This is a genomic window from Limosilactobacillus sp. WILCCON 0051 (genome assembly GCF_039955095.1).
Classification (GTDB): domain Bacteria; phylum Bacillota; class Bacilli; order Lactobacillales; family Lactobacillaceae; genus Limosilactobacillus; species Limosilactobacillus allomucosae.
The window spans coordinates 318,451-334,371 of the sequence record NZ_CP154878.1 but is presented as its reverse complement, the minus strand read 5'-3'; the positions used below and the strand labels follow the sequence as shown (position 1 = coordinate 334,371).

Sequence of the window (15,921 nt, the reverse complement as noted above, 5' to 3'; positions counted from 1 at the left end):
AATCACTTCCATTTTCGAAAAGCCAATACGGCATTATGTCCACCAAAGCCAAATGAGTTGCTCAGGGCATATTCTGCATCAGGCTGATTTTGATTGGTTTGATCAACCAGATTGACCTGACAGGCCGGATCTTGATTCTCGCAGCCAACGTTGGGCGGCAGCACGCCTTTTTGCAACGCAGCAACGGTAACGACCGCCTCAATTGCTCCGGCTGCCCCAAGCAGGTGCCCGGTCATGCCCTTGATTGAGCTGACCAGTACTTGGCTGTCCTTGCCAAAGACCTGATTGACAGCCAGTGCCTCGCCAGCATCATTAGCATGGGTTGCCGTACCATGAGCATTGATGTAGTCGACTTTTTCTGGAGCAATTCCCGCCTCGTCAATTGCCTGCTGCATGGCTCTTGATGCACCACGGCCTTCTGGATCAGGGGAAGTAATGTGATAGGCATCGCCCGTTGCGCCATAGCCAACGATCTCGCCTAAGATCTGAGCGTCTCGCTTTTGCGCATGCTCAAGGCTCTCCAAAACCATTGCCGCGCCACCTTCGCCTAAGACAAAGCCATTGCGATCCTTATCAAATGGCCGGGAAGCCTTCAAAGGATCCGTCGTCGTGCTGAGTGCGGTCAAAGCAGCAAAACCGGCAATCCCGATTTCATTGACTGAAGCTTCTGAGCCACCGGCAATCATGACCTGCGCGCGGCCTTCCTTGATCTGACGATAGGCTTCACCGATCGAGTTGGTTCCCGTTGCACAGGCTGTTACGATTGAAGTACAGATATTTTGCGCATTGAAGCGAATCGCAATATTGCCCGCGGCCATATTAGCGATCGCCATTGGCACAAACATTGGCGAAACTCGCTTGGGACCTTTGTCGTGCATTTTGATTACCTGCTCTTGAATCGTGGTCAAACCGCCGATTCCCGAGCCATAGATAACGCCCAGATCCTCAGGTGCCGTATTTTCTTCATTGATGCCAGCCATCGCAACTGCTTCAGCCGCTGTCTGAATGGCATACTGTGAATAAAGATCCATCCGGCGAGCCGCTTTTTTACCAACTGCCTCGCTGGGATCAAAATCATCAATCTGACCAGCTACCGTAATTCCGGTTGGCGCAGCGTCAAACTTGGTGATTGGCTTGATGCCGATCTTTCCAGCTAAAGTGTGCTCAACAAACTCATCAAAGCCATTGCCGTTTGGGGAAACAGCCCCCATCCCTGTAATTACAACTCTTGTCATAAGCTTCTCCTAAATCGTCATCCCGCCATCAACCACGATCGTCTGACCGGTTACGTAATCATTCTGGGCTAAAAACAAAGCCGTCTGCGCAATTTCTGCCGGTTCGCCAAAGCGTTTCAAAGGCAGGCTTTCTAAAATCTGGTCCTGTGCTTTTTGTGGCATGGCTGCCGTCATATCGCTGGCAATCATCCCTGGTGCGATAGCGTTGCAGCGAATTCCCCGCAGTGCGCCTTCTCTGGCTACCGTCTTAGTCAGGCCAATGATTCCCGCCTTGCTGGCAGCATAGTTGGCCTGGCCGGCGTTACCATGCAGACCAACGACGCTGGCCAGATTGATGATGACCCCTGCCCGCTGCTTATACATCTTTTTAAGCAGCGCCTGAATCATTAAAAACGGCCCTTTCAAGTTGACCTGCAGAACTTCATCAAAATCTGCCGTCTTCATGCCAATCAGCAGACGGTCTCGCGTAATGCCGGCATTATTGATCAATACGTCAATTCCGCCAAACTTTTCCCACGCGGTCTTGGTCAATTTCTTAACAACCTGTTCATCACTGACGTCACCTGGCAAAAAGCAATATTCAGCACCAAGCTCATCCAGCTGCTGCTTTAATGAGGCTGGCAGTTCATGACGGGCATTCAAGATTACGCGGCTGCCCACCTTGGCAAATGCCAGTGCCGTTGCCGCGCCGATTCCTCTTGAGCTGCCGGTAATCAATACCGTTTTATTGGTTAGCTCCATTGGGCATGCTCCTTTACAAAGTTTTCATAATCCAGCCGCGTTTCGATATGTTCCCGCGTCAAACCAGCGTCAACCTGCTTGGCAAATTTGCTGAGCGTCTTGCCGGGACCAATTTCCAGCGTTCCCTCAATCTTTTGATGATCAATCAGATACTGCAGATCTTGGCCAAAATGAGTTGGTGCCGCCAGTTGACGCTCCAGAATAGCCGCTGTTTCTTCAGCTTGAAACGGAGCCACGATCGTATTGCTGATCACGGGAACCTTTGGCTGGCTAAATTCAACGTCGCGCAGGCGGGCTTTCATCTGTTGGCGAGCACCGTCAAACAGCGGCGTATGAAAAGCACCGCTGACATTCAGCTTAATCACTCGTTTGGCTGCCTGATTTGCGTTTAACCGTTCCACCGCTTCTTTAATCCCTGTTTGAGTACCGCCAATCACCAGTTGTCGTGGCGAATTGTAATTGGCAACCCAGACATCTGGCAACTGCGCACAGATTTTTTCAACCTGTTCGACATCCGAATCAATGACCGCCGCCAGCGTACTGGCAACTTTATCTGCAGCTGTCTGCATATATTGACCACGATCCTTAAGCAGAGCAAATCCAGCATCAATCGCCAAGGATTCAGCCGCCATCAAAGCCGGATATTCCCCCAGCGACAAGCCGACCATGCCAGCTGCCGGCAATTTGGGCAGGTCACGCTGCAGCATCCGCCAGATTCCCAGGCTAAAAGCTGCCAGTGCCGGCTGAACGTATCTGGTTTGATTCAGCTCGCCATTTTCGCTCTTCAAAAGCTTGACGATATCAAGTTCAGCTGCCTCACTGGCCTGCTCCAGCGTTTTTGAAAACGTCTCATCAGCCAGCAGGTCACAGCCCATTCCCGGTTTTTGTGCTCCTTGCCCGCTAAACAGAATCCCTAGCCGCATCTTAGTCTTCCTTGGCTGCCAGCTGCTTGGCTACCAGTTCAACGACATCGTTAATCGTTTCGGCACCATCTTCAACATCCAGTTCAATGTCAAACTTGTCTTCCAGTTCGTTCATGATTTCAAAAACGTCCAGGCTGTCTGCTTCCAGATCTTCTTTGATTTTGGCATCTGGCACGATCTTGGCTTCATCGATATCCAGTTCTTCAGCTGCGATTTCTTTTACCGTTGCAAAAATTTCTTCTTTAGTCATTTGTTTATCCTCATTTCTTTTCAGTTGTTCAAAATCAGTATCTTAAAATAATCGTTCCCGTCGTCAGACCGCCGCCAAACCCGCTCAAGGCTAAAATATCGCCTCGTTTGATCATTCCTTTTTCAACGCATTCGTCTAAAAGAATTGGTTCGCTGGCAGCAGAAGTATTGCCATATTCAGCAATGTTGATGGGAAACTTTTCTAAAGGCTGCTTGAGGCGCTTGGCTACCTGCTTGATAATGCGGGCATTGGCCTGATGCAGCAAAAAAACATCAATCTGATCCAGCGTCAGCTTATTTTGAGCACTGGCCTGCAAAATTGATTCAGGTACCTCATGCGTGGCAAAACGGTAGACCGCGCGTCCATTCATCTTAAATGGCGTCAGTTCAGTCAGCGGTTTAGGAAAGGTATTTCCCGAACTCGTCATGCCGGCACTCAGCTCATTGCTCAGCTCGCCAAAGGTCTTTAGCTGCAGTCCTAATAGGGTTGGTGCTTTAACCGGCACTTTTTCTAATAAGACGCCCCCAGCACCATCACCGAATAAAACGGCAGTCGTTCGATCATGCCAGTCAATCAGCTTGCTTAAGACCTCACTGCCAATTACCATGGCCTTTTTTACCATTCCCGTACTCATCATCTGACTGGCAACTGCCAAGCCATAGACAAATCCCGAACAGGCCGCCGAAACGTCAAAGGCAACTGCATTTTTCGCCTGCAGCCGGCCTTGAACGATTGCGGCTGTTGAAGGCGTATAGGCATCTGGCGACATGGTAGCTACTAAAATCAGATCAAGCTCCTCAGCCTGCCAGCCGCTTTTTTCTAAGAGCAGCTGACCGGTTTTAGACGCCAGATCAGCCGTGTTCTCATGCTTGCTGATATGCCGCCGCTTGATTCCGGTTCTTGATTGAATCCAATCGTCAGAGGTATCCATAATCCGACTCAAGTCATCATTATCAATGACCTGATCAGGAACCCAGCTGGCCGTCTGTACGATTTTTAAGTCTTCCAAAGGCTTTCTCATCCTCTCAGGCATGTTCATCCAGAAAATCTTCCAAGTTGCGCAACGCCTTGCGAACGACTTTCAGTTCCTCATCGTTCATATCTTTTAAAAAGCCCTTAACCATCATATTGTGAAAGGCACGGTGCGCACGAAACAGTACGCGGCCCTTATGAGTCAAGCCAAGCCGAATCACGCGCCGATCCTCTTCATCACGATAGCGTTCTACATAGCCCTTTTTCACCAGCCGATCAGCCGTTGCCGTCATCGTGCCTGGTGAGACATGGAGCTTTTGTGCAACCTGCGAAACAGTCTGGTGATTGTACATGGTGATTGCATCGATTGCGTGCATCTCTTTGATCGTCAAATCACGAAACATGCTTTTACGCAGCTCGTGTTCTTCAACCCATAAGATCCCGTTATAGACCCGCACCAATGCCTGGTTAATTTCTTGGTAGTCGTCATTCATAATGTATTTTCTCCTTTGCTTAACAGCTCAAATAGTTTGATTATCAAAATACATTATAGACTAAACCGCGGCTAAATCTTAGCTTGGCGATCCGCCACTACAAAGACCAATTCAGCGCTGCAGACCTTTTTGTCCAAGACCTTGGCTACTGCCTTGACAATCCCCATTTGCCGCCGCTTTTTAATCATTTCGATCTCAAGCTTTACGACATCGCCCGGCCGCACCATCTGGCGAAACTTAGCATTGTGAATTGCTCCCAGATATGCCGTTTTCTTGAAAAACTCTGGTGATTTCAGAATCAGAATCGATGCTGCCTGGGCCAGTGTTTCAATTATCAAGACTCCCGGCATAACCGGGTTGCCAGGAAAGTGACCTTGAAAAAATGATTCATTGATCGTAACGTTTTTTGTCGCGGTAATGCTCTTTCCAGGTTCCATGGCATCGACATAATCGATATAGCAGATCGGATAGCGATTGGGAATCAGATCCATGATTTCTTGTGCCGTCATCAGTGCCAATTTTGTCACCTGCCTTCAAAAAAGTATTTCGAGTATCAAAGTATTCGATAATCGAATTATATGTCATTCAAATTTTTAGTCAACCTTCATCCGCCCTATGAAAGCGGTTATCAAAAACACTAAAATATCTTTTGATGTCTCAAAATACCATTATTGAGTACAAGTATGATGCCCGTTAATAAATATGAATTATCAGTCATATCTTGTGGAAAAGTTTTATAAAAATATTTTGATTATCAAAATTTATTACCAAAAAAGAGCTTATGTTTTGTAACAAAAACATAAGCTCTTTTAATGCTGTCTAGTTTATTTTGCTGCCAGATCCGGGTTGGCATTGCTTCTTGCAAACGAAAGCCCAGGAACTGCATTAAGATCCCAACCAGCGCGATCACCATGCAGATAGTTTACCCAACCGGCTGCCCCAATCATAGCCGCGTTGTCGCCACATAGTTTCAATGGCGCCATCAAAAGCTCTACTTCTGGATGCTGCTCTTTTAAATCGCGCTCCAAACGTTTGCGCAGTCCGTGGTTAGCTGCTACGCCCCCAGCCAAGATCAGCTGTTTGACATGGTAGTCGCTCAAAGCCCGCATCGTCTTTTCTGCCAATACGTCGACTACGCTTTGTTGAAAGCTGGCCGCCAGATCATATTTATCCAGCTTTTGACCACGCTGATTGGCATTGTGTACAGTGTTGATAAAGGCGCTTTTAAGACCACTGAAGCTGAAGTCATAGTTGTCCTCTTTTTCCATCGCCCGCGGGAAATGGAACGTATCGGATCCTTTGGCTGCCCACTCATCAATCGTCTTACCAGCTGGATAGTTGACGCCTAATACTCGGCCAATCTTGTCATAGGCTTCTCCGGCCGCATCATCACGCGTTTCGCCAATAATCTCGTATTCATGTTCACTAGCCATGTAAACCAGTTCCGTGTGGCCGCCCGAAACCAAAAGTGCCAGCTGCGGATAGGCAAACTGGTTTTCAAAACGAGCCGCGTATAGATGGCCAGCCATATGATTAACCGGCACCAATGGCAGTTGATGAGCCCAGGCAACCATTTTGGCGGCCGTCACGCCTACCAGCAGCGAACCAACCAGACCAGGACCATACGTAACCGCGACCGCACTTAAGTCGTCATAGTCAACGGCTGCCTCGTTCAGTGCCTTATCAATGCATTTGGTAATCTGCTCAATATGATGACGGCTGGCCACCTCAGGCACGACCCCGCCAAAACGCTGATGACTCAAAATCTGGGTTGCTACGATATTGCTCAGGATCTTTTGCCCATCTTCAATGACCGCCACACTGGTCTCATCACAACTGCTTTCAAACGCCAAAATCAAATTTCTTTTTGCCACTTTATTCTATCCTTTCACTTCTTCAAGCTGGGCAACCATGTCCAACGCGTCTTCATGATTGTCCAGGTAATAATGCCGCTTGAGCTCGCCATCCATAAAACCCATCCGTCGATAGAGCCGCTGTGCCTGATAGTTGGAGACTCTGACTTCCAGACTCATCGTGCGCATTGCTTGTGCCAGAGCAATCTGTCTAGTCGTCTGCAGCAGGTAGGTTCCCAGTCCCTGTCTTTGAAAAGCCGGATGCACGCCAAAGTTGGTGATATGAGCATCAGCACGATTCCAGTCAAATGAACAGCCGATAAAGCCCAGGACGTCCCCATTGGCATTTTTCAGCACCAGATACAGCCGATCACTTTTCTTCAGATCCGCTGCAAATGCCGCTCGATTCCACGGTGCCACGCCATAGATCAGTTCCTCAATATGCACCATGGCAGTAATATCAGCTTCTTTGGCCTGGCTGATCGTACCAGATTGATGATTAAGTCTGATCGAACGGCTGGCAAACGTCATTGGCATCCGGTCAGTTCCGCCAACCTGTTCCAGCCAGTTCTTAAACTTCTCGAACATAATCCTGCTGCGGAGCGTCGGGGTGCTGGTGGTGCCAAACCGCCTCGGCCTCGGTAATTCTTAAGTATTGCGGCACAAATGCATCAATGTCTTTAACCGGTGCTGCCTTTTCACCCAGCAAGGCCAGCTGATAGGTTGACGGAATGCTGAATGCAGTCGGTAGAAACTTCAGCTGCTCAGGCACGTTTTTCAGCTGCTTTTGCAAACGGTCAGTCAGCTCGCCTGCCATTAAGACCGGTTTTTCAAGTTTTGCCAACTGATCCAGCAAGGCCTGAATTGACAGGTGCTGATCAGGCAGTACGCTGACCAGCTGATCATCTTGCCACTGATAGACCCCCGCAAAAACGTTGCCGCGTCGTGCATCAAAAAATGGCACGATCAAGGCGTCAGTTGCTGAAGGCAGGTTAGCCGCCACCGTCTTTAAGCTGGAGACGCCTGTCAATTCGATGTCCAAAGTATCTGCAAGCACCTTGGCAGTAGTTACTGCAATGCGGATGCCGGTATATGATCCCGGACCCTGGGCAACTACGACCCGATCCAAGTCTTGGGGCTGCCATTGAACTTTTTGAAACAGATCATCAATTACCGGTAAAAGAAAAATGCTGTGATTGCGGACCATATTAAGCGTCGTGGTGGCTAGAAGCTGGTCGTCTTCTACCAATGCCACGCTCATTGGGTGATTAGAGGTATCGATTGCAAGTATTTTCATTAGTTTCTCGTTCCTTTCGTACTTAGCAATTTTATCACACAACTGAAAAATGAGTACGGCAAGCTTTTTAGCTCTTACCGTACCCATTCTTAATTAAGCGATTAATATTTGATTTTTAATTATTGCGGTCGTCGTAGCCCTTTGGATGCGTGGAGTGCCACTTCCAAGCCGTTGCAATGATATCGTGCACGTCATCAAATTTCGGCTTCCAGCCCAAGACTTCACGTGCCTTTTCACTGGCAGCAACCAATGAGTCTGGATCCCCAGGACGACGAGGCGCCATCTTGGCTGGAATCTCCTTACCCGTAACCTCACGAGCCGCTTCCAGCATCTGCTTGTTGGAAAAACCAGTTGAAGAACCCAGGTTGAACTGGTTGGACTGATTGTTCTTCTTCAGGTACTGCAAAGCCAGAATGTGAGCATCAGCCAAATCCATAACATGAACATAGTCACGCACGTTGGTACCATCCGGCGTATCGTAGTCATCGCCAAAGATGCTGAGTTCTTTGCGCTTGCCTTGAGCAACTTGCATGATGATTGGAACCAAGTGCGTTTCGGGACCATGATCCTCACCAATCGTACCGTCTGGAGCTGCTCCAGCCACGTTGAAGTAGCGCAGAGCCACGAACTTGATGCCATAAGCCTTGTCAGCCCATGCCATCATTTGTTCCATCATCAGCTTGGACAGACCATATGGATTGATTGGCTTTTGCGGATCAGTTTCCTTGATTGGCATGTGCTCAGGCGTACCATAAGTAGCGGCCGTTGAGCTGAAGACAATGTATTTAACGCCAAAGTCGCGCATGGCTTCCAAAAGCGTAACCATCCCACTCGTATTGTTGTCAAAGTACTTCAAAGGCTCACTCATTGATTCGGGAACGATTGAGAAGGCCGCAAAGTGAACTACGGCTTCAATCTCTTCATTGACAAAGATCCGGTCCAAAAAGGCACGGTCGCGAATGTCGCCATAGTAGAACTTGGCCTTTGGATTAATGGCCTTTTTGTGTCCCGTTGAAAGGTTGTCTGCAACGACAACGTCATAACCATGTTCAATTAAATCTTTAACCATGTGTGAGCCAATGTATCCGGCCCCACCTGCAACTAAAATAGCCAAAGTGTTTTCCTCCCTTAACTTGACAGGTTTACCTCATCGTTTCTCTCTTGGTAAAATTATAACATAAAATTTTAGTAAAAACCTTATCTAAATCATTCTTTAAAAATTTTAATCAGACAGCGGCTGCACGATACTGCTCATAATCTCGTGATCCAAGAACTTAAACATTAAGCCTTCCCGCAGCCCATTATTGCTAAAAGTCAGCTGCTTGACGTCCAATTGCCGCAGAATCGCCATTAATGGCAGCAGACCGCCAATAATTACGTCAGCCCGCTCAGAAGCAATCCCATGAACATCAGCCCGCTGCTTTTTATCCATTGCAAGCAGCGAGTGCATGATTCGATTGGCATCAGCCGTTGACATCTTAAGACCATGAACTGGCTGACGTCCTTTGCCCTGAGCCTCCAGCTGCCAGCGATAGATCTTAGCTAAGGCCCGATTGCTGCCGCCCAGGGCCACGACTTCTTGGTGTCGGGCCCGCTGCAGCCAGTGCTGAGGTCCTAGTGCGTGATCAACTCTGACGATGGCATCAAACAGATCTGCTGCTTTAATGCGATCCTCCAAGTGATACTCTTGCGACAGCAGAACTGCGCCAATCGGCAGACTGATGATTTCTTCAGCCTGTCCGTCATCGACATAGATCAATTCCATGCTGGCACCGCCAGTATCAATAATCAACCCGTTTTCAATCGGCAAGGTTCTGGTAACGCCAACATAGTCCAGATAAGCTTCCCGCTCACCAGAGATCACCTTAAAGCTAAAACCAGTCTCTGCCTTGACCCGTTTTAGGAATTCGGTCTGGTTGGCCGCCTGACGAACGGCAGCTGTGGCAACCGCAATCACCCGAACGTTTTCCAGCGTCATACAGAGCTGCTTAAAATGCTGCAGTGCTTTTATCGTCCGATCCATTGGCGCCGGCTTGAGCATTTTTTCTGGCCCCATGTTTTCTGAAAGACGAACATATTCTTTTTCATAGCTTACCAAATTATAATTGCCAGACTCGTCAATCTCGGTAATTCGCAGCCGAACTGAATTTGAGCCCAGATCAATAACCGCCAGATTAATCATGCGCATTGTCCTCTTTTTCATCATTCAAATGCAGCTTGGATACATGACGCGTCATTGGCTGAAAGGCACTGGCTGCCTGATGCTGTTCCGTTTCCTTTTTATCAGCTCGGTTAGCCGCCTGCGCTTGATCAATAAAGTATTCTTGACAGCTAAACGGCTGTGCCTTACCGCGGTCAATTCGCTCATACTTGTTGCCGTGCAGAATCCGTGTCTTGACATTGTCTTGCCACATCTTGTCAAAAATATCGATTGCCCGCGCCTTGGTATCACTCTCTAAGACTGGGAACAGTTCTTCAACCCGCCGATTCAGATTGCGCGTCATCATATCGGCACTGGCCAGATAGATCTCTTCATGGCCGTTGCCTTTGAAGTAATAGATTCGTGAATGTTCCAAAAAACGGCCCACGATTGAATGGACCTCAATATTTTCATGCAGCTGGGGCAGATCATTGCGCAGACAAGTAATTCCGCGAATCAGCAGCTGAATCTTAACGCCAGCCGCGGCCGCTTCATAAAGCCGCGCGATGATCTGTTTGTCAGACAGCGAGTTCATCTTCATGCGAATCAAAGCTGGACTGCCGGCCTTGGCAAGCTTGATCTGCTCATCAATCTTGCCATCGATAAACTCACGAATGCCATCTGGTGAGACTCGCAGCTTATGGAAGTAGCGTGGCCGCGCAAATCCTGAAAGCATGTTGAACAGATTGGTCATATCCTCGCCCAGCTCGTAGTCGCACGTAAACAGTCCCATATCAGTGTAAAAGTGAGCCGTAACGTCATTATAGTTACCAGTCCCCAGATGCATGTAGCGCCGGATGCCGTCCTCGTCGCGTCGAATGACCAATGCCAGCTTACAGTGCGTCTTTAAGCCAACCAGACCATAGATAACGTGACAGCCCATTCGTTCTAGACGCCGCGCCCAGCGAACGTTGTTTTGTTCGTCAAACCGCGCCTTGACTTCAACCAAAACCGTAACCTGCTTGCCTTGCTGAGCAGCCATTCCTAGATACTTGATGATCGGCGAATTGCCAGAGACTCGATACAAGGTCATCTTAATTGCCAGGACCTGATCATCAGTAGCCGCTTGATGAATGAAGTTGACGACCGATTGAAAATCATCATAAGGATGCTGAACCAGATGATCTTTGGCGCGAATTGCCTCAAAGATATTATGATCCATATCAAAGCGCGGATCGAGATGTGCCTTGAACGGCTGGTAGCGCAGCTCATCATGCCCCTTGACCATCCCTGAAAGCTTCTTTAAAAACGTCAGATCGACTGGTCCATTGACACGGTAGACCGCTGTTTCGTTTACATGCAGGTTCTTGATCAGATGATTTTCCAGCCATGGATCAATATCACGCTCAACCTCTAGACGCATGACATGACCATGTTCACGCTCCCGCAGCTGATGCTGAACGGCCCGCAATAGATCAGACGTGTCTTCTTCAGCAACGTCCAGATCCATGTCCCGCATGACCCGATAGGTACCAGAAGAAATAATGCGGTAGCCCGGAAAAAGCACCGAAAGAAATTCCTTGATCAATTCATCCAATAAGACAAACTGGTTTTCGCCTGGCAGCTTGACCAGACGCTTATAGATCTCAGGAACGCGGACCGTTGCAAATTTCTCTTCGTTTTCGGTATTCTCATCATGAGGTTCTTGGGAGCGGCCTTGAATCTCTTGATCGCCTTCCAGAATTTCGTGCTCTTTAACGTGCAGGCTTTCTGGATCGCGTTCCAGCTTGATTGCAATATTGAGCGAATTATTGGAGATAAAAGGAAATGGCCGCGACGTATCATCAGCCATTGGCGTCAGCACCGGCATCAATTCCTCATTGAAGTAGCGACGAACGTATTCATATTGTTCCGCATCCAAGCTTCTGACATGCAGAATCTGAATATTTTGCGATGCCAGTTCTGGCAGCAGCTGATCATTATAAATCTGATAGCGCTGCTCAACCATGCCATGTTCTTTTTCATTAACCGCGTCCAGCTGTTCTTTAGGCGTCATGCCGGAAGCATCGGTTGTCGTGACGTTGGCGGCCGAAAGCTTATGCAGCGAGGCAACTCGCACCATAAAGAACTCGTCCACGTTGCTTTGCGTAATCCCCAAGAAATTAGCTCGTTCCAGCAGCGGATTTTCTGGGGCCAGCGCTTCTTCTAAAACCCGACCATTAAAGTCAATCCAAGAAAGCTCACGGTTGACGTAGTTTTGCGGCTGATAGAAATCTTTATACATCATTTCATTCCCCTTCCTTGGCAATCAATTCCGGCTTTAGACCATAGACGTCGGTAAACAGCTGATTCTTTCGCTGAAAGGCCCACTTTTCCAAGACCAGATCGTCATTGGCATGAGCCGTGATCAGCAAGCGTTCATCCTGCAGGCGCAGCTCAATTCGTGAAATCTTCTGCAGACGCGAGTCATCAAGCGAGTCCGCTACCCTAAGAATTGCCGCCAATTTGGCAACCGGCATCTGAATATCATCATCCATATGCCGATAGTGAGCCTGTGCAACGTCAGGGCTCTCAGAACTGTGATAGCGCGCTACTTCAGCAATCGTACGGTTATCATCAGCCGAAAGACCGATCAGCGGATTAGCTTCTAAGATGTATTGCGAATGCCGATAGTGCCCTTGTGGATTGATAAAGTTGCCGATATCTTCAATCTTGCAGGCAATCTCTAAGAGCAGGCGATCATGCCGATCAAGTCGGTGAATCGGCTGCAGGGCATCAAACAGCTGCAGGGCAACTCTGGTAACAAACGTTGAATGCGCCGTATCAGCTCCATAGCGTTGCGCCATGTTGGCTGCAGAGGTGCGAATCATATTATCGACCAGCGAGCGATCTCCCAGCTGCATAATCGTCAGACCATCCAAAATGCGCAGACTGGTGGCATAGATCCGCTGTGCATCCAACAGATGAATGGTGCGCGAAATCACCAGGTAGTTGGGCAATACCCAGTTGACGCTTTGCTCATCAACGTTGTAATGATTGATAATGAACTGATTAGACGAGCTGACGATCCGCTGGTAGCGTTTTTCAAAATCGTCACGCGGCACCTTGCCCAGCATCTCATCAGGCTTAACGTAGCTTTGGGCCATCGTTCCTACGTTATGAATCAACAGATTGGAATTTTTGACATGGCGCAGTTCTGGTACCAGGTATTCCAGCTTGCTTGAAATATAGTCCAGGATAATCTCGCTTGGCGTCGTTGTAGTCTGGCGCAGCGTTTGGGCCAGGTGATTGACGCGCGCCTCACCCAAATCGATGTCCCACGACGTCTGAAACTTGCCATGGCGGAAATAGGAAAGCCGCGTCGTGTTCAGACCAATCGTCAAAATATACAGCGCCTTTTTACTGAGTTCGTTGAAGCGCGGCATCTGGGCCATTACGGCTGCCAAGGCACTGGCCATCAGCTGATTGTTGCTGAGCCATTCAATGTTCAAATCGGTCCTGACTTTTAATTGATCAGCAATATAGCGAGCCTCGACCATGTTTAAATCTTCTAAAGAGCCATAAAAGGCAAATTTTTCAACTTGATATTCACGCAGAATTCGTTGAAAACCTTGAAGATTATCAACAATAGCCTGCATGTTTTGTGCATAGTTGGCAACGTTATGACTGCCAACGATCAAGGCCCCTGATTGGACCTCGGTAATGATTTTAAGGGTTGGGAGCTCTACAATCCGAAGCGTCAAGCGATCCGGCTCTAGGAAAATAATCCCAAATAACGAATTTTTCAAATTAACACTCCTCACATGATTTTATTCAATGAATGCCCTTTTTATCTGTTATATATAAAGAATACCACCAATTTCAGCCTGTTTGGGCCTTAAAACTTTTTTGCAGTGTAAATAATACAAATAATACGAAAAGCCAAAAACATATCGTGTCAAAGCCGCTCATCGTAATAAAAATCGCGTCTGTCAGCTTGGCAGACGCGATTTTACGTAATTTTATTCATACCAGATCATTGTTGAGGCCGCCGCCAGCTGACCATCAACAACGATTCGATGATCAGTGGTCAACTCTCCATTTTCATTGCGATAGGGACTGCTGATCTCACTGGTGACGGTCTGACCATAGCGCACTTCTTTTTCATAGCGCATCGTCATATGTTTTAGCTGATGGTGCGTTAAAAATTCGGTCCCCAGTGGATCCTGCATCCAGTCAAAATAGCGAGCATTATTGACGTGACGGTTTGAATCAATATCAAAGAATCGAACATGATAGTCATTTTTAAATCTAACGTCTTTGAGTTCGCGAGCCTTAGCCAATCTAGGTAGCCGCTTCTTTTCCGGACCATGATAAGGCTCAATAACTGCTTGCGGAATCGACATTAAATGCCGCGTCTGCAGGTTCATATAAACGAACAGCCCGGTCAAGCGCACATACTCAACTTGACGATCAGCTGACTGAATCCAAAATTCGCGCAGGGCAAAGAAACGATTATTGGCAATCGCCCGCGTACCCAAGATTACCTCTTCGCCATTAATCGGCTGTTGTGCGGCAAAGGATCCTTCATAGCTGGTAATCACCCAGCCGCCGCCATAGCTTTGAACGGCTGCCGTATCCAGGCCCAGCGAATTGCCGTGTTCTTCTGATACCTGCACGGCCATACTGATCAGCATGCTTAAGCTGGGATGACCGGTTGCATCGCATTCGTAGTAACTTAAATGATGCTTGGTTTCATATGCCAAAGGGGCTTTCAATGCCATTGTCTCACCTCATCTTAAAGCTCATGATACTGCCGATACAAATCCTGGCGCTTGATTTGATTGCGCTTGGCAACCAGCTTGATGGCTGCATTGGTTGAAAGGCCATGCTGAATCTCTTGGTCGATCTGCTCTTTTAGGCTGAGGTTGGCCGCATCATCAACTGGCTGGTCGGGATGATCATTGCCGGCCACCAGAATCACAAACTCTCCACGAATCTGATGCTCATCTGCCCACTGAATCAATTCCTCCAGCGACCCGCGACAAAACTCCTCATAGCGCTTAGTCAGTTCCCTTGCCAAGACTGCTCTGCGATCCAGCCCAAAGACCTCAGCCATTGAACTTAGCGTTTTTGCCAGTCGGTGCGGTGCCTCATAAAAGATCATCGTTTCCTGGTGTTGATTTAACGGCGTCAATTCTACAATCTGCTGCTGATGCTTGCGGCTTAAGAAACCGTAAAAATAAAATGGCTGCGGATTAAGGCCAGAGGCAATCAAGGCCGTAATCCCCGCATTGGCGCCAGGCAGTGCAACGACCTGCAGACCGGCTTCAACCGCTGCTGCAACCAGTTCTCGACCTGGATCAGAGATTGATGGCATGCCGGCATCACTGCATTGTGCAATCGACTTGCCCTGTTTTAAGAACTCAATCAGCTGCGGAATCCGCTGTTCGGTATTATGCTCATGAAAACTGATCTGTTTGGTATCAATTTCAAAATGATTCAAAAGCATCTGCGTATGCCGCGTGTCCTCTGAAGCAATCAAATCAACTGCCGCCAGCGTCTTGACGGCCCGAAACGTCATATCGTCAAGATTGCCGATTGGCGTTGGCACCAAATAGAGTCGTCCCGTTTCATTATCAGTAAAGCTGCGAATCTGTTGCATAAATACCACCCTTACTTTTGCGGCTGATCGTGACGCCCATAGATTGCATCCAGACAAAACGCGCATGAATCGTCTTCATCAAGTCGCTTGCCATAGTATTCATTGCAGACATGAAAGCCTTCTTGATACAACTTTTGCAGGTTGCGTCTTGAGTCGGTCAAGCCGTCCTTGGTTGCCTGCTGATGCTTTTGTTTGAGCATTTGATGCAGATGCTCGTTTTCAATCGACAGCTCGGCATTTTCTTCTAGAACCGCCGTCATCATTGACTGCAGTTCTTCCATGCTGTCGACCAGATCCTTGGTTTGCTTGGTAACTCTGGTGAATCGTTCATAAATCTTGCTTTTGTCTACTCGCTCACTCATTTGTGTCTTT

The 15,921-nt window shown here is 48.2% G+C and carries 17 protein-coding genes; all 17 read right to left on the bottom strand.

Going from position 1 to position 15,921, the window contains the following annotated elements; genetic code table 11:
- Positions 1-2: 2 nt before the first annotated feature.
- The gene (fabF, locus tag ABC765_RS01495; RefSeq protein ID WP_347963269.1) at positions 3-1,235 is read right to left on the bottom strand and encodes a beta-ketoacyl-ACP synthase II; all 1,233 of its coding nucleotides are present in this window, start codon (positions 1,233-1,235) and stop codon (positions 3-5) included.
- A 9-nt stretch (positions 1,236-1,244) separates the two neighbouring features.
- Positions 1,245-1,976, bottom strand: a complete 732-nt coding sequence (fabG, locus tag ABC765_RS01490; protein WP_347980565.1) for a 3-oxoacyl-[acyl-carrier-protein] reductase — start codon at positions 1,974-1,976, stop codon at positions 1,245-1,247.
- A complete protein-coding gene (locus ABC765_RS01485; RefSeq protein ID WP_347980564.1) occupies positions 1,967-2,899 on the bottom strand; it encodes an ACP S-malonyltransferase in 933 nt (310 codons plus the stop codon). The genes fabG and ABC765_RS01485 overlap by 10 nt, the downstream gene beginning before the upstream one ends.
- Before the next feature lies 1 nt (position 2,900).
- Positions 2,901-3,149 (bottom strand): acyl carrier protein, encoded by a 249-nt coding sequence (locus ABC765_RS01480; RefSeq protein ID WP_034541312.1) that lies wholly within the window; start codon positions 3,147-3,149, stop codon positions 2,901-2,903.
- A 34-nt stretch (positions 3,150-3,183) separates the two neighbouring features.
- Positions 3,184-4,158, bottom strand: coding sequence for a beta-ketoacyl-ACP synthase III (locus tag ABC765_RS01475; protein WP_048345404.1), 975 nt, complete (start codon positions 4,156-4,158; stop codon positions 3,184-3,186).
- Positions 4,159-4,174: 16 nt separating this feature from the next.
- Positions 4,175-4,615, bottom strand: coding sequence for a MarR family winged helix-turn-helix transcriptional regulator (locus tag ABC765_RS01470; RefSeq protein ID WP_006500455.1), 441 nt, complete (start codon positions 4,613-4,615; stop codon positions 4,175-4,177).
- A gap of 71 nt (positions 4,616-4,686) precedes the next feature.
- Positions 4,687-5,133, bottom strand: coding sequence for a 3-hydroxyacyl-ACP dehydratase FabZ (fabZ, locus tag ABC765_RS01465; protein ID WP_033934303.1), 447 nt, complete (start codon positions 5,131-5,133; stop codon positions 4,687-4,689).
- A gap of 306 nt (positions 5,134-5,439) precedes the next feature.
- Positions 5,440-6,489, bottom strand: coding sequence for a tRNA (adenosine(37)-N6)-threonylcarbamoyltransferase complex transferase subunit TsaD (tsaD, locus tag ABC765_RS01460; protein WP_347980563.1), 1,050 nt, complete (start codon positions 6,487-6,489; stop codon positions 5,440-5,442).
- Between the two features lie 6 nt (positions 6,490-6,495).
- Positions 6,496-7,056: a ribosomal protein S18-alanine N-acetyltransferase gene (gene rimI / locus ABC765_RS01455; RefSeq protein WP_347952701.1), complete on the bottom strand. Its 561-nt coding sequence runs from the start codon at positions 7,054-7,056 to the stop codon at positions 6,496-6,498.
- Positions 7,040-7,765: a tRNA (adenosine(37)-N6)-threonylcarbamoyltransferase complex dimerization subunit type 1 TsaB gene (tsaB, locus tag ABC765_RS01450; RefSeq protein ID WP_347980562.1), complete on the bottom strand. Its 726-nt coding sequence runs from the start codon at positions 7,763-7,765 to the stop codon at positions 7,040-7,042. Before tsaB ends, rimI begins: the two co-directional genes overlap by 17 nt.
- 115 nt (positions 7,766-7,880) lie before the next feature.
- Complete coding sequence (gene galE, locus ABC765_RS01445; RefSeq protein ID WP_033934300.1) at positions 7,881-8,879, bottom strand: UDP-glucose 4-epimerase GalE; 999 nt, start codon at positions 8,877-8,879, stop codon at positions 7,881-7,883.
- Positions 8,880-8,987: 108 nt separating this feature from the next.
- Positions 8,988-9,947, bottom strand: coding sequence for a Ppx/GppA family phosphatase (locus ABC765_RS01440; protein ID WP_347980561.1), 960 nt, complete (start codon positions 9,945-9,947; stop codon positions 8,988-8,990).
- The gene (locus ABC765_RS01435; RefSeq protein WP_347980912.1) at positions 9,940-12,189 is read right to left on the bottom strand and encodes an RNA degradosome polyphosphate kinase; all 2,250 of its coding nucleotides are present in this window, start codon (positions 12,187-12,189) and stop codon (positions 9,940-9,942) included. The genes ABC765_RS01440 and ABC765_RS01435 overlap by 8 nt, the downstream gene beginning before the upstream one ends.
- 4 nt (positions 12,190-12,193) lie before the next feature.
- A complete protein-coding gene (locus ABC765_RS01430) occupies positions 12,194-13,693 on the bottom strand; it encodes an exopolyphosphatase (RefSeq protein WP_347980560.1) in 1,500 nt (499 codons plus the stop codon).
- A 213-nt stretch (positions 13,694-13,906) separates the two neighbouring features.
- Positions 13,907-14,668 carry an acyl-ACP thioesterase domain-containing protein gene (locus ABC765_RS01425; protein WP_347980559.1) on the bottom strand — a complete coding sequence of 254 codons (762 nt, stop codon included), beginning with the start codon at positions 14,666-14,668 and terminating at the stop codon, positions 13,907-13,909.
- Positions 14,669-14,682: 14 nt separating this feature from the next.
- A complete protein-coding gene (rsmI, locus tag ABC765_RS01420; RefSeq protein ID WP_347980558.1) occupies positions 14,683-15,549 on the bottom strand; it encodes a 16S rRNA (cytidine(1402)-2'-O)-methyltransferase in 867 nt (288 codons plus the stop codon).
- A gap of 11 nt (positions 15,550-15,560) precedes the next feature.
- Complete coding sequence (locus tag ABC765_RS01415; RefSeq protein WP_006500467.1) at positions 15,561-15,911, bottom strand: DNA replication initiation control protein YabA; 351 nt, start codon at positions 15,909-15,911, stop codon at positions 15,561-15,563.
- Positions 15,912-15,921 lie beyond the last annotated feature (10 nt).

What these genes read in the sequence shown, in the direction of transcription:
- fabF (WP_347963269.1), bottom strand. Translation starts at nt 1,235, where the DNA reads ATGACAAGAGTTGTAATTACAGGGATGGGGGCTGTTTCCCCAAACGGC.
- fabG (WP_347980565.1), bottom strand. Translation starts at nt 1,976, where the DNA reads ATGGAGCTAACCAATAAAACGGTATTGATTACCGGCAGCTCAAGAGGA.
- ABC765_RS01485 (WP_347980564.1), bottom strand. Translation starts at nt 2,899, where the DNA reads ATGCGGCTAGGGATTCTGTTTAGCGGGCAAGGAGCACAAAAACCGGGA.
- ABC765_RS01480 (WP_034541312.1), bottom strand. Translation starts at nt 3,149, where the DNA reads ATGACTAAAGAAGAAATTTTTGCAACGGTAAAAGAAATCGCAGCTGAA.
- ABC765_RS01470 (WP_006500455.1), bottom strand. Translation starts at nt 4,615, where the DNA reads ATGAATGACGACTACCAAGAAATTAACCAGGCATTGGTGCGGGTCTAT.
- rimI (WP_347952701.1), bottom strand. Translation starts at nt 7,056, where the DNA reads ATGTTCGAGAAGTTTAAGAACTGGCTGGAACAGGTTGGCGGAACTGAC.
- tsaB (WP_347980562.1), bottom strand. Translation starts at nt 7,765, where the DNA reads ATGAAAATACTTGCAATCGATACCTCTAATCACCCAATGAGCGTGGCA.
- ABC765_RS01440 (WP_347980561.1), bottom strand. Translation starts at nt 9,947, where the DNA reads ATGATTAATCTGGCGGTTATTGATCTGGGCTCAAATTCAGTTCGGCTG.
- ABC765_RS01435 (WP_347980912.1), bottom strand. Translation starts at nt 12,189, where the DNA reads ATGTATAAAGATTTCTATCAGCCGCAAAACTACGTCAACCGTGAGCTT.
- ABC765_RS01425 (WP_347980559.1), bottom strand. Translation starts at nt 14,668, where the DNA reads ATGGCATTGAAAGCCCCTTTGGCATATGAAACCAAGCATCATTTAAGT.
- rsmI (WP_347980558.1), bottom strand. Translation starts at nt 15,549, where the DNA reads ATGCAACAGATTCGCAGCTTTACTGATAATGAAACGGGACGACTCTAT.
- ABC765_RS01415 (WP_006500467.1), bottom strand. Translation starts at nt 15,911, where the DNA reads ATGAGTGAGCGAGTAGACAAAAGCAAGATTTATGAACGATTCACCAGA.